Below are 13647 nucleotides of genomic sequence, written 5' to 3' on the forward strand. Positions count from 1 at the left end.
TCCTATTCAGAGCACAACCGTTTGCAGCCCCACGACAGCCAAAATTTCCGGCCGCCAGAAACAACAAAAGCCCGGCACAGCCGAGCTTCTGTTGCGGTTACCCGATCTGCGCTCGCTTAGCGACGCAGACCCAGCTTTTCGATCAGCTGCAGGTAACGGGTACGGTCTTTCTTGGCCAGGTAGTCCAGCAGCTTGCGGCGCTGGTTTACCATGCGGATCAGGCCACGACGGCTGTGGTGATCCTTCTTGTGGCCCTTGAAGTGGTCCTGCAGGCCGTTGATGTTGGCGCTCAGCAGGGCAATTTGCACTTCCGGGGAGCCGGTATCGCCTTCTTTGCGACCATGCTCTTTCAGGATCTCGGCTTTCTGTTCGACGGTTAACGCCATGGTATTTCTCCAATATGCACAATAAAAGGTCACGGTCAGCCACGCATATTTATAGCTGCCGTCATCGCTAATGGCTTGAAACGGTTAAGGTTTCTCGCCGGTCACCAGTCGACGCGGCGCAATACGCCCGTCTTCCAGCACTTCACCGACACCCAGAAAATCTCCACTGGATGCCTGGTAAATACTGACCCAGCCGTCCGCCGGACGGTCTGACGTCATCACCGCCTGCCCCTGCATCAGGTAGTAGGCAGCGTTATCACCCAATTCAACGCGCGGCCAGTCTGCCACGCTGGTGGATAAAGGCAAGAGCAGTTCGTCGATTGCCTCGAAACCACCGTTGGCCTTGATCTCGCCAAGCTGCTCCAGCGTCAGCATGCGCTCGGCCGGGTAAGGCCCCGCCGACAGGCGGCGCAGGGCGGTGACATGACCGCCACAGCCCAGTTTTTCGCCGGTGTCTTCCACCAGCGAGCGCACATAGGTGCCCTTGGAGCAATCCACCTCGAATTCCAGCTCGTCACCTTCGATACGCAAAACACGGATATCGTAAATGGTGACCGGCCGTGGTTTGCGCTCCACGGTCTTGCCTTCCCGGGCCAGTTTGTAGAGCGGCACGCCTTCGTGCTTGATCGCCGAGTACATGCTCGGGATCTGTTCGATATCGCCCATGAACGACATCAGGGCCTCTTCGACCTGGGCCGCTGTCGCCGTTACCTCGGTGGTCTTGACCACGTCGCCATCCGCGTCGCCGGTCTCGGTGATGACACCGAGCCTGGCGGTCACCCGGTAGCTCTTGTCGGATTCCAGCAGGAACTGGGAAAACTTGGTGGCCTCGCCAAAGCAGATCGGCAACATACCGGTGGCCAGCGGGTCCAGGCTACCGGTGTGGCCAGCCTTGGCGGCGGCAAACATTTTCTTGGCCATCTGCAGGGCACCGTTACTGCTTACGCCGGTACCCTTGTCCAGCAACAGGATGCCGCTGACATCACGGCCTCTGCGGCGACGTTTTGCCACGTGAGACTCTCCGCGTTACTCGTTGGTGGAATCGTCGCTGTCCGGGCGCAGTTCTTTATCTTCCGCCCGGGCGTCGTCAATCAGCCGGGAAATCTGCGCGGCCCGCTCGGGGGTTTCATCGTAATGAAAGCGCAGTTTCGGCGTGGTTCGGGTATTGAGGGTCTGGGCCAGGGCGCTGCGCAGAAAGCCGGCAGCGCCAGTCAGAACCTCTTCCGCCTGGGCGCCCTCTTCCGCCCCCTGTCCCAGCAGGGTGAAGTAGACATCGGCGAAGGACAGGTCACGGGAGACCTTCACGTCCTGCACGTTGGCCATGTTCACGCGCGGATCCTTGAGCTCGAACTGCAACAGCCGCGACAGCTCACGCTGAATCTGGTCAGCAATGCGGTCGGTGCGGTTGAAGCCCTGTGGGCGGCGATGACGACTCATGACAGGTCCGTTGGCGGGCGCCCCTTACAGGGAGCGCGCCACCTCTTTGACTTCGAAGACTTCGATCTTGTCGCCTTCCTTCACGTCGTTGTAGCTCTTCACGGCGATACCACACTCCATGCCGTTACGCACTTCCTGGACATCGTCCTTGAAGCGGCGCAGGGACTCGAGCTCGCCTTCGAAGACCACCACATCGTCGCGCAGAACGCGGATCGGGCGATTGCGGTAGAGGGTCCCCTCGATGACCATACAGCCGGCCACGGCACCGAACTTGGAAGAACGGAACACGTCACGCACCTCGGCAGTACCCAGGATCTCTTCGCGTTTCTCCGGTGCCAGCAGACCGCTCATGGCCTGTTTCACATCGTCGATCAACTCGTAGATCACGCTGTAGTAGCGCAGATCAATGCCTTCCTGCTCGCACAGTTTCTTGGCCTTGGAGTCGGCACGGACGTTGAAGCCCAGCAGCACGCCTTCACTGGTCATGGCCAGGTTGACGTCGGACTCGTTGATTGCACCGACGCCGGCGGAGACCAGGTTTACCTTCACTTCGTCAGTGCCCAGATCATTGAGGGCACCGGTGAGCGCTTCCAGGGAACCACGCACGTCGGTTTTCAGCACGATATTGACGGTGCTGGCCTCGGCGCTGCCCATGTTGGCAAACAGGTTTTCCAGCTTGGAGGCCTGCTGACGCTTGAGCTTGAGGTCACGGTCACGCTCCTGACGGAATTCGGCCACTTCGCGGGCTTTCTTCTCGTCGGGCACCACCTGTACCTGCTCACCGGCTTCCGGTGCGCCATCCAGGCCCAGCACTTCCACCGGAATGGACGGGCCGGCTTTCTTAATCGGCTGGCCGTTTTCATCCACCATGGCACGCACGCGACCGAAGTGGGCACCGGCCAGCAGCATGTCGCCGATATTCAGCTCACCACCCTGGATCAGGATGGACGCCACGGTACCGCGGCCTTTTTCGATACGGGATTCGATCACCACACCGGTGGCCGGGCCCGTAGCCGGAGCCTTCAGTTCCAGCAGTTCAGACTGCAACAGGATGGAGTCCAGCAGGTCGTCAACGCCCTGGCCGCTGTGGGCAGAGACATTGATGAACTGGTACTCGCCACCCCATTCTTCCGGGATCACGTCCTTGGCGGCCAGCTCGTTACGCACCCGATCCGGGTCGGCCTGCTCCTTGTCGATCTTGTTCACGGCGATGATGATCGGCGCACCGGAGGCCTTGGCGTGGTTGATCGCCTCTTCGGTCTGCGGCATGACGCCATCATCGGCGGCCACCACGATCACCACGATGTCGGTGGCCTTGGCACCACGGGCACGCATGGCGGTAAAGGCGGCGTGCCCCGGGGTATCCAGGAAGGTGATCATGCCCTTCTCGTGCTCAACGTGATAAGCACCGATATGCTGGGTAATGCCACCGGCCTCGCCGGCGGCGACCTTGGCCTTGCGGATGTAATCCAGCAGGGAGGTCTTGCCGTGGTCAACGTGGCCCATGATGGTCACCACCGGCGCCCGGTTTTCCTGGTCGGCGTTTTCACGGCTGACCATGTCTGCCAGGTTGTCTTCCAGGGCTTCTTCCTGCCCCTTGACCAGCTTGGCCTTGTGACCCAGCTCCTCAACCAGCAGAACCGCGGTTTCCTGGTCAACGGGCTGATTCACCGTGGCCATTTCACCCATCTTCATCATGGCCTTGATCAGTTCCTTGGCCTTGATGTTCATACGCTGGGCCAGATCACCAACCGTGATGGTTTCCGGCACTTCCACTTCGTAAACCATTTTCTCCGTGGGGCTCTTGAAGCCGTGCTGCTTGTTCATGGAGCTCTTCATCTGACCGTGGGCCACGCCGGAAGCCTTGGGCTTGCGACGACGGCGACGGGACTGGCGCTCTTCACGCTGGTAGCTGGCTTCCTGGGCGGCGGCAACGATAGAGGAGCCTTTCTCTTCTTCCTCGTCGGACTTCTTCTCGTCCTGGTCGCCACGCTGCTCCAGTTCCGCCGCAATGCGGGCGGCTTCTTCCGCCGTACGACGGGCCGCTTCCTCTTCGGCTTTCTGGCGAGCCTCGGCTTCCTGCTTGCGCTTGGCGTCTTCCGCTTCACGCTGCTTGCGTTCGGCTTCTTCGCGCTTGGCCTTCTCTTCCGGCGTTTCTTCCTTGGCAGGCTTCTTGGCGGCCGCGGTCTTGGGCACGGACACGCGCTTGGATTTCTCTTCCGCGGCCTTCTCGTCGGCAACCTTGCGCTCCGCCTCGGCCTTGGCCTTGGCCTGCTCTTCCTTCTGGCGAGCAGCCTCTTCCTCGGCCTGACGCCTGGCGTCTTCCTCGGCCTGGCGCTTGGCTTCCTCTTCCAGACGGGCAGCCTCTTCGGCGGCCTTGCGTTCGGCCTCTTCGCGCTCCTCGGCTTCCAGCACTTCACGCTTCACGTAGGTGCGTTTCTTGCGCACTTCCACGTTCACGGTCTTGGATTTGCCTGCCGCACCCGTGGTCTTGATGGTGCTGGTGGATTTGCGCTTGAGCGTGATCTTCTTGGACTCCGTGTCCTGGGCACCATGAGACTTGCGCAGATGCGCCAGCAGCTGCTGCTTCTGTTCGTCGGAGACCACTTCACCGGCATCACCGTGAGGCAAACCCGCATCCTTCATCTGCAACAGCAGCTTATCGACGGGGGTACCCACAATGTCGGCCAGTTTCTTTACGGTCGTTTCTGCCATGTCAGCAACACTCTCCTGTCCGCGTCTCTGATGGTGCCTGCTTAAATCAGCCCGGTCGGACTGTTATTCCCCGGCTTCGTCTTCGTTCTCGAACCAGGGGGCCCGCGCGGTCATGATCAGTTGCGCCGCACGCTCTTCATCCAGGCCTTCAATCTCTAGCAGGTCATCCACCGCCTGTTCGGCGAGGTCTTCCATGGTGGCAATGCCACGGGAAGCCAGTTCCACAGCCAAGTCGCGGTCCATGCCTTCCATGTTGAGAAGGTCTTCCGCAGGCTCGGACTGTTCGAATCGTTCTTCGGATACCAGTGCCTTGGTCAGCAGGGCATCCTTGGCGCGCTGGCGCAGGGCTTCAACGATCTCTTCGTCGAAACCTTCGATGGCAAGCATCTCTTCCTCGGGCACGTAGGCCACTTCTTCCAGGGTCGAGAAACCTTCCTCTACCAGTACACCGGCCACATCCTCGTCCACGTCCAGCTCGTTCATGAACGTCTGCAGGGCCTGTTCCGCCTCTTCCTGCTGTTTGTTCTCCGCGTCATCGATGGTCATGACGTTGAGTTCCCAGCCGGTCAGCTCGGAGGCCAGACGGATGTTCTGACCACTGCGGCCAATGGCCTGGGCCAGGGCGGATTCATCTTCCACCGCGATATCCATGGCATGGCTTTCCTCGTCCATGACGATGGAAGCCACTTCCGCCGGCTGCATGGCGTTGATCACCAGCTGGGCCGGGTTATCGTCCCACAGCACGATGTCGATGCGCTCGCCGGCCAGCTCATTGGAGACGGCCTGCACGCGAGCACCGCGCATGCCCACGCAGGCACCCACCGGGTCGATACGCTGATCGTTGGTCTTCACTGCGATCTTGGCGCGTGAGCCCGGATCGCGGGCCGCGCCCTTGATCTCGATCAGTTCTTCACCGATCTCCGGCACTTCAATCTTGAACAGCTCGATCAGCATTTCCGGGCAGGCACGGCTGGCAAACAGCTGCGGACCCCGGTTTTCCTCGTTCACACCCAACAAATAGGCGCGGATACGATCGTTCTGGCGCACCGATTCACGGGGAATCATGTGCTCGCGGGTAATCAGCGCTTCCGCGTTGCCGCCCAGGTCCAGCACGATGGAATCCCGGTTGGCCTTCTTGACGGTGCCGCTCACCAGATCACCAATGCGATCACGGTATTCTTCAATAATCTGACGGCGCTCGGCCTCGCGCACCTTCTGCACGATCACCTGCTTGGCGGTTTGCGCAGCAATACGACCGAAGGATTCGGATTCGATCTCTTCTTCCCAGACGTCACCGATCTGCAGGGAGGTATCCTGCTCGTGGGCTTCGTCCAGCGTCAGCTGCTTGCCGAATTCATACAGTTCTTCATCGGGCACCACGTGCCAGACGCGGAAGGTGCGCGAATCGCCGGACACCCGGTCGATGGACACGCGGATTTCCACGTCTTCTTCCTTGAAGCGTTTCTTGGTGGCCGCCGCGAGTGCCAGTTCAATGGCCTCGAAAATAACGTCTCGGCTTACACCTTTCTCGTTTGATACGGTTTCCGCTACCAGCAGGATCTCTTTGTTCATGGCCAGGCCTTTACAAAGACAAGGTTCTCAGGGCGTGCTCAGTCGAAGCGGGGCTGCAACCGGGCACGGTCTACCTGACTGTAAGGAACACGCAGGGTTTCGCCATCAAGCGTCACCACCAGCGTATCGCCATCCACGGCCACAATGGCCGCCGTCATTTTACGCTTGCCCGCCACCGGCGCCAGCAGCTTGAGCTGGACATCTTCGCCGATATAACGGGCAAATTGCGCAAGGTGAAACAGGGGACGGTCCATCCCCGGGGAAGACACTTCCAGGTTGTACTCACCGGGAATCGGGTCTTCCACATCCAGTACGCCGCTCACCTCATGGCTGACCGCCGCACAGTTATCCACGGTTATGCCGTCGTCATGGTCGATAAACAAACGCAAAACGGCCCCGCGCCCCTGAAGGTATTCCAACCCCCAGAGCTCGAAGCCCAGATCTTCAACCACGGGAGCCAGTAGCTCCGTTAACTGTTCAGTGCGTTTCGACATCTCTTTTCCGATGGCACAAACAAAAAATGGGCCCGAGGAGTCCGCAGCGGTCGTTGACAAACGGACAACCAGCCACGAATCCACCGCCCATTCCCACTAACCGGAGGTCGGTGCAGATAACAAAAAGCCCCTGCTTGAGGGGCTTTTTGTTATCCGCTTCGAACCAGACCTGTGCCGGTTCTTCTAAGTGGTAGCGGGGGCAGGATTTGAACCTACGACCTTCGGGTTATGAGCCCGACGAGCTACCAGACTGCTCCACCCCGCATCAAAATCGAGCGCAAATACTAGTTATTTACGCTGTTGCTGTCAAGCAGGCTTCGGAAAAATATTTTATTTTTCGAAGCCTTAGCGTTGGGAAAAGCCACTTAACCCAACACCCCAGCCCTGACAAGCTGGCGGCACTTTAACACACCCAAGGCCGTTAATGTGCCCCGACATGAAAACAAATACATTGCGTTGTCATGTCGTCCCTGATTGGTGCCGAAGGCTGGGCGAAAAATACACTTTTTCGCGCCATGGCAGCGGCGGGATACCGCCCGCCGCAACTCGGCGATGGCCGGAAGTCCGGCCGACTTGCTGTGAACTCCGCCCCGCGGAGTTCTAACCTAATTGGTGCCGAAGGCCGGACTTGAACCGGCACGAGCGAAGCTCACTACCCCCTCAAGATAGCGTGTCTACCAATTCCACCACTTCGGCAAAGAACGCTTTACTGCTTCCCTGACTGAGGCTGCTCAGCCGGGGCCGGGGATTCTACATCAGCTGCGGGCACATCTGAAACCTCTTTTTGCGCTTCATTGCTACCCGGTACGGCCGGCACGTCTGCACCATCATCGACGGACGCCGGTACCGCACTGCCTTCGTCATCGCCAGCGGGCGCCTGAGACGGGTCCACGGTTTCCATGGCCGGCAGCAGAACACCGTTATTCTGGGCTTCCTGACGGGCCATCCAGGCCAGCCCCAGGCTGGTGATGAAGAACACCGCCGCCAGAATGGCCGTGGCACGGGTCAGAAAATTGGCCGACCCGGCACTACCGAAAACGGTCTGCGAGGAACCGCCACCGAAAGAGGCACCGGCATCGGCCCCCTTACCATGCTGAATCAGGACCAGACCAATCAGGCCCAGGGCCGCCAGTACATGCACAACGTGAACAACAATATCCATAACGACTCTGACTTAACCGTGTATTGAAAGCCGAAGGCAGCCACCGGCAAACGGGCCACCTCTGGGTGCGCCGACTCTCTGGCCGCTCGCACAGGCAAAAGTCGGGGTTAACCAGCCGCCCGACAAATGGCCATGAAACTGTCCGCAGTGAGCGCCGCCCCGCCGATCAGACCACCGTCGATATCCGGCTGGGCAAACAGAAGGGCGGCATTATCCGCCTTTACACTGCCGCCGTAAAGCAACCGTGTCGCGGCGGCCACGTTCGGGCTGCCATCGGCCAGCGCCTGACGCAGGCAGGCATGCACCGCCTGGGCCTGTTCCGGCGAGGCGGTATGCCCGGTACCAATGGCCCAGACCGGCTCGTAGGCCACCACCGCATCACCGAAGGCATCAATGCCGACCTGCTCGATCACCGCCTGCAACTGGCTGCACACCACCTGCTCGGTCTGCTCGGCCTGGCGCTCTTCCAGGGTTTCACCGACACACAGGATGGGCGTCAGACCGGCCGCCTGAGCCGCCGCGAACTTGGCCGCTACCTGCGCATCCGTCTCGCCAAACATGGCACGTCGCTCGGAGTGGCCAATGATCACATACTCACACCCCAGCTCCGCCAGCATGGGGCCGGACACCTCACCGGTGAAAGCACCATCGGCCTGCTCGCTCAGGGTCTGCGCCCCCACTGACACCGGCATGACCGAGCGGGCCGCCGCCAGGTAGGGGAACGGCGGGCACACCACCACCTGCGCCTCACCCTGATAATCCCCCAGGGCCGAGGCCAGTTCGTCCACCAGCGCCAGACGGCCGTTCATCTTCCAGTTGCCGGCAACCAGAGGTGTTCTTGTCATGTTTGTTTCCTTCGTGTTTCGTTAAGCGATGGCGGCTTCCACCACCTCGGCAAGCTGCTTGCAAAGACGGGCCACCAGGTCCGCATCGCGACCTTCTACCATCACCCGCACCAGCGGCTCGGTACCGGAGGGGCGCAGCAGGATACGGCCATTGCCGGCCAGTTCCTGTTCAACCCGGGCCATGGCATCCTTGACCTGCTCAGCCTCGGCAAAGGCATCCCGGTTGGCGCCCCGCACATTGATCATGGTCTGGGGCAGTTTTTCCATGCCGGCCACGGCGTCGGCCAGACTTTCATTGCGACGGAACAGCGCCGCCAGCACTTGCAGGGCGGCAACCGTGCCGTCCCCGGTAGAGGTGGCATCCAGACAAACCAGATGCCCGGATGACTCCCCACCCAGGGCCCAGCCACGCTGGTCCAGCTGCTCCATCACATAGCGATCGCCGACCTTGGCGCGGACAAATTGCACATCCAGGTCCTGCAGGGCCAGCTCCAGGCCGAAGTTGGACATCAGGGTGCCCACCACCCCGCCCTGCAACAATCCGCGTTCGAGCCGATCACGGGCAATCACGAACAGCAACTGATCGCCATCCACTTCCCGACCGTTTTCATCGACCATCATCAGACGGTCCGCATCACCATCCAGCGCAATGCCCAGATCCGCCTTTTCGGCGACCACGGCCTGCTGCAACTGAGCCAGGTGGGTGGAACCACAATCACGGTTAATGTTGAAACCGTCCGGCGTATTGGCCAGCGCCACCACATCGGCCCCCAACTCGGAAAACACATCCGGGGCAATGTGATAGGCGGCACCATTGGCGGTATCTACCACTATCTTCATGCCTTTCAGATCGAGCCCCGGGGCGGTGCTTTTGCAGAACTCGATGTAACGCCCACGGGCGTCTTCAATGCGTCGCACCTTGCCGATGCGATCCGGGCTCACCACCGACAGCTCCTGATCCAGCATGGCTTCGATTTCCAGCTCGATGCTATCGCTCAACTTGCGCCCGTCCGGCCCGAAAAACTTGATGCCGTTATCCATATAGGGATTGTGGGACGCGGAGATGACGATGCCGGCCTGGGCCGACAAGGTGCGGGTCAGGTAGGCAATGGCCGGGGTCGGCAAAGGCCCCACCAGGCGCACATCGACACCGGCGGCGGAAATGCCGGCCTCCAGTGCGGATTCGAACATGTAGCCGGAAATCCGGGTGTCCTTGCCGATCAGAATCTTGCTGCCGCCATGGGCCGCCAGCACCTTGCCTGCCGCCCAGCCCAGCTTGAGCACGAAATCCGGGGTAATGGGAAACTGGCCAACCGTGCCACGCACGCCATCCGTACCGAAATACTTACGCCCCATGATTCTCTCCTTTCGCATTGCGCACCGCCCAGGCGAAGCGCAGGACATCCACTGTTGCCTGCACATCATGAGCACGAACAATCCGTGCGCCCCGCTCGATGCACATTACTGCGGCCGCCAGACTGGCCGGCAGCCGCTCCTCAACAGGCCTGCCCAGCACCTTGCCGAACAGGGACTTGCGCGATACGCCGATCAGAATCGGCAACGCCAGCGCTTGTAGCGCGGCCATTTCATTCATCAATGTCAGATTGTGCGCCACGGTCTTGGCAAAGCCAAAACCCGGATCCACCAGCAGCCGATCCCGGCCAATGCCGGCCTCTTCACAGGCGGCCACCCGGCCACGCAAAAACGCCACCACCTCGGCAGTGACGTCATCATAATGGGGATCATTCTGCATGGTGCCCGGCTCGCCGAGCATATGCATCAGGCAGGCAGGCAGGCCGCTGTCCGCCACCGCCGCCAGGGCGCCGGGGCGACGCAGAGCCCGTACATCATTGATCATGCCGGCACCGGCGGCGGCGCTTTCACGGATCACCGCAGCAGTGCTGGTATCCACGGACACCAGCGCATCCAGGCGACTGGAGAGGGCCTCGACAATGGGCACCACCCGGTCCAGCTCCTGCTGCTCACTGACCGGTGCCGCACCGGGGCGGGTGGACTCGCCCCCCACGTCGATGATGGCTGCGCCTTCGGCCAGCATGCGCTCGGCGTGCCGCAGGGCCGCGTCCCGCTCGTTGAAGCGGCCGCCATCGGAAAAGGAGTCGGGGGTCACATTCAGGATCCCCATAACGACAGGCGCGGACAGGTCCAGTGTCCGCGCCCCACAGGCAAGTTGTTCAATCATGGATCAATGGGTATTGGCCGGCCCACCGATGGCATCATCGCCCGGTTTCTTGTCACCGCTGGCGGCGGCGGCACCATTGCCCGGCCCCTGATCACGCCAGTCCTTGGGCGGGCGAGGCTTGTGGCCTGCCATGATGTCGTCGATCTGGTCCGCGTCGATGGTTTCGTACTGCATCAGCGCATCCGCCATCAGGTCCAGCTTGTCGCGGTTGTCCTCGAGAATCTGTTTGGCACGACCGTAGCAGCTGTCGATGATGGCCCGCACTTCACGGTCGATCTCTTCGGCGGTCTGCTCGGACATGGCCTTGCGCTGGGACATCTGTTTGCCCAGGAAGACCTCGCCTTCTTCTTCCTCGTAGGCCAGCGGCCCCATCTTCTCGCTCAGACCCCACTTGGTGACCATGGCCCGGGCCAGCTTGGTGGCGCGCTCGATGTCATTGGAAGCACCGGTGGTGACCCCGTCAAAACCCAGGGTCATTTCCTCGGCCAGGCGCCCGCCGTACAGGGAGCAGATGGAAGACTCCAGCGCCCGCTTGGACTGGGAGTACTTGTCCTCTTCCGGCAGGTACATGGTCACACCCAGGGCACGACCGCGGGGAATGATGCTGACCTTGTAGACCGGGTCATGCTCGGGCACCAGACGGCCGACAATGGCGTGGCCGGCCTCGTGATAGGCGGTGTTCAACTTCTCTTTCTCGTTCATCACCATGGAGCGGCGTTCGGCGCCCATCAGGATCTTGTCCTTGGCTTTCTCGAACTCCTCCATGGACACCATGCGCTTGTTGGCACGGGCGGCGAACAGGGCGGCCTCGTTGACCAGATTGGCCAGGTCGGCGCCGGAGAAGCCCGGTGTGCCGCGGGCAATCACGCTGGGATCCACATCTTCGGCCACCGGCACCTGACGCATGTGCACCTTGAGCACATGCTCGCGGCCACGGATATCCGGCAGCGGCACCGTTACCTGACGATCAAAACGGCCGGGACGCAGCAGCGCCGGGTCGAGAACGTCGGGGCGGTTGGTGGCGGCGATAACGATAATGCCTTCGTTGCCGTCAAAGCCGTCCATTTCCACCAGCAGCTGGTTGAGGGTCTGCTCACGCTCGTCATGGCCGCCACCCAGGCCGGCGCCACGGGAGCGACCCACCGCATCGATCTCGTCGATAAAGATGATGCAGGGAGAATGCTTCTTGGCCTGGTCGAACATGTCACGCACCCGGGAGGCGCCGACACCGACGAACATTTCCACGAAATCGGAACCGGAGATGCTGAAGAACGGCACCTTGGCCTCGCCGGCAATGGCCTTGGCCAGCAGGGTCTTACCGGTACCCGGTGAGCCGACCATCAGCACACCGCGGGGAATCTTGCCGCCCAGGCGCTGGAATTTGGCCGGATCACGCAGAAACTCCACCAGCTCCTGCACTTCTTCCTTGGCCTCTTCCACCCCGGCCACATCGGCAAAGGTGGTCTTGATCTGGTCTTCGCCAAGCAGCTTGGCCTTGGATTTACCAAAGGTCATGGGGCCACTGCCACCGCGACCTCCGCCCTGCATCTGGCGCATGAAGAAAATGAAGATGCCCAGAATCAGCAGAATCGGCAGCACTGACAGGAACAGCTGGGTGAGGAAGCTCTGACGCTCCGGCTCCTTGCCGTTCACCTGCACCTTGTTCTGGATCAGGGTCGGCATCAGGTCCATGTCCAGCACCGGCGGCTTGATGGTCTCGAAGTTACCGCCTTCCTTGAACTTGCCGGAAATGCGGTCTTCACCGATCTTCACCTCTTCCACCTTGCCGCTCTCCACCTGGTGGATGAAGGAAGAGTAGCTCAGCGGTTGCTGGGACGGCTGGGTGTTGATGCTGGATGCCACCACGTAGAGAACGCCGGCAATTACCAGCCACAGCACGATATTCTTGGTCATGTCGTTCAAGGGAGACCTCGATCCATTCCTGGCGCTAGCACGCGCACTTGCGAACTTACACCTTACACCATTTGACAGGGCCGGGATAATGCCAGATCGGACACGAAACCGCCCATTTTACGGCTTTTCACCCTACTTCAGGCCAGTCGCCAACTGATAAACCTCCGTGGATCGCGCCCGGCTTGCCGCCGGCTTGCGGCTGACAACCCGCCTGAAACGATCCTGCAGGGTCTTGCGATAGGCATCGAAGCCTTCGCCCTGAAACACCTTGACCAGAAAGTGGCCATCCGGTTCCAGTACCCGCTCAGCCATATCCAGCGCCAGTTCCGCCAGGTACATGGCCCGCGGCAGATCCACGGCATTATTACCACTCATATTGGGGGCCATGTCCGACATTACAAGGTCCACCCTGCGATCGCCCAGGGCCGCCAGTATCTGCTCGTAAACCGCGTCTTCCCGGAAATCGCCCAGGATGAAGGTCACATCGGGCAGCGCGTCCATGGCCAGAATATCGCTGGCCACGACAGTGCCCCGTGAACCCACCAGCTGGCCGGCCACCTGGGACCAGCCCCCGGGGGCCGCGCCCAGGTCCAGCACCGACATGCCCGGGCGCAACAGCTTGTCCTTCTCGTGCATCTCCAGCAGCTTGTAGCTGGCCCGCGAGCGGTACCCCTCGGCCTGGGCCTTCGCCACCCATGGGTCATTGAAATGCTCCTTGAGCCAGGCCTTGCTGCTCTTGGAACGGCTGGATTTGGCCATAAAACGAATCTCCTGCCTTTCGTGGGGCGGAAATCGGCAAATGCCGATCTGCGCCAATCCTGTCTGCGCAAACACCGTGGCGGAGATGGGCTGGCGCCCATTTCCGCCCAACGGGAACACACAGTGAAGCGGTGCGCGTTTCCCGACCGGCACCGCCTCTACA

General features: G+C 61.0%; 12 protein-coding genes and 2 tRNA genes. All 14 read right to left on the reverse strand.

Going from position 1 to position 13647, the window contains the following annotated elements; all coding sequences use genetic code 11:
• Window positions 1-116: 116 nt before the first annotated feature.
• Window positions 117-386, reverse strand: coding sequence for a 30S ribosomal protein S15 (gene rpsO / locus A11A3_RS03325; RefSeq protein ID WP_008927851.1), 270 nt, complete (start codon window positions 384-386; stop codon window positions 117-119).
• A gap of 84 nt (window positions 387-470) precedes the next feature.
• Window positions 471-1397, reverse strand: coding sequence for a tRNA pseudouridine(55) synthase TruB (truB, locus tag A11A3_RS03330; protein WP_008927852.1), 927 nt, complete (start codon window positions 1395-1397; stop codon window positions 471-473).
• A gap of 15 nt (window positions 1398-1412) precedes the next feature.
• Complete coding sequence (gene rbfA / locus A11A3_RS03335) at window positions 1413-1823, reverse strand: 30S ribosome-binding factor RbfA (protein WP_008927853.1); 411 nt, start codon at window positions 1821-1823, stop codon at window positions 1413-1415.
• 24 nt (window positions 1824-1847) lie between these two features.
• Window positions 1848-4538, reverse strand: coding sequence for a translation initiation factor IF-2 (gene infB, locus A11A3_RS03340; protein WP_008927854.1), 2691 nt, complete (start codon window positions 4536-4538; stop codon window positions 1848-1850).
• Between the two features lie 63 nt (window positions 4539-4601).
• Complete coding sequence (gene nusA / locus A11A3_RS03345) at window positions 4602-6110, reverse strand: transcription termination factor NusA (RefSeq protein ID WP_008927855.1); 1509 nt, start codon at window positions 6108-6110, stop codon at window positions 4602-4604.
• 38 nt (window positions 6111-6148) lie between these two features.
• Entirely contained in the window at window positions 6149-6604 is a 456-nt protein-coding gene (gene rimP / locus A11A3_RS03350) for a ribosome maturation factor RimP (protein ID WP_040296673.1), read from the reverse strand.
• Between the two features lie 188 nt (window positions 6605-6792).
• Window positions 6793-6869, reverse strand: a tRNA-Met gene (locus A11A3_RS03355).
• 345 nt (window positions 6870-7214) lie between these two features.
• Window positions 7215-7300 (reverse strand) — tRNA-Leu (locus A11A3_RS03360).
• Between the two features lie 10 nt (window positions 7301-7310).
• Entirely contained in the window at window positions 7311-7766 is a 456-nt protein-coding gene (gene secG, locus A11A3_RS03365; RefSeq protein WP_008927857.1) for a preprotein translocase subunit SecG, read from the reverse strand.
• Window positions 7767-7873: 107 nt separating this feature from the next.
• Window positions 7874-8611: a triose-phosphate isomerase gene (tpiA, locus tag A11A3_RS03370; RefSeq protein WP_040296674.1), complete on the reverse strand. Its 738-nt coding sequence runs from the start codon at window positions 8609-8611 to the stop codon at window positions 7874-7876.
• A 21-nt stretch (window positions 8612-8632) separates the two neighbouring features.
• Complete coding sequence (gene glmM, locus A11A3_RS03375) at window positions 8633-9967, reverse strand: phosphoglucosamine mutase (RefSeq protein WP_008927859.1); 1335 nt, start codon at window positions 9965-9967, stop codon at window positions 8633-8635.
• Entirely contained in the window at window positions 9957-10811 is an 855-nt protein-coding gene (folP, locus tag A11A3_RS03380; RefSeq protein WP_040296675.1) for a dihydropteroate synthase, read from the reverse strand. Before folP ends, glmM begins: the two co-directional genes overlap by 11 nt.
• Before the next feature lie 3 nt (window positions 10812-10814).
• Window positions 10815-12725 (reverse strand): ATP-dependent zinc metalloprotease FtsH, encoded by a 1911-nt coding sequence (gene ftsH / locus A11A3_RS03385; protein WP_008927861.1) that lies wholly within the window; start codon window positions 12723-12725, stop codon window positions 10815-10817.
• A 132-nt stretch (window positions 12726-12857) separates the two neighbouring features.
• Window positions 12858-13484: a 23S rRNA (uridine(2552)-2'-O)-methyltransferase RlmE gene (gene rlmE / locus A11A3_RS03390; protein WP_008927862.1), complete on the reverse strand. Its 627-nt coding sequence runs from the start codon at window positions 13482-13484 to the stop codon at window positions 12858-12860.
• Window positions 13485-13647 lie beyond the last annotated feature (163 nt).

Origin of the sequence: Alcanivorax hongdengensis A-11-3, assembly GCF_000300995.1 — a bacterium.
GTDB classification, from domain to species: Bacteria; Pseudomonadota; Gammaproteobacteria; order Pseudomonadales; family Alcanivoracaceae; genus Alcanivorax; species Alcanivorax hongdengensis.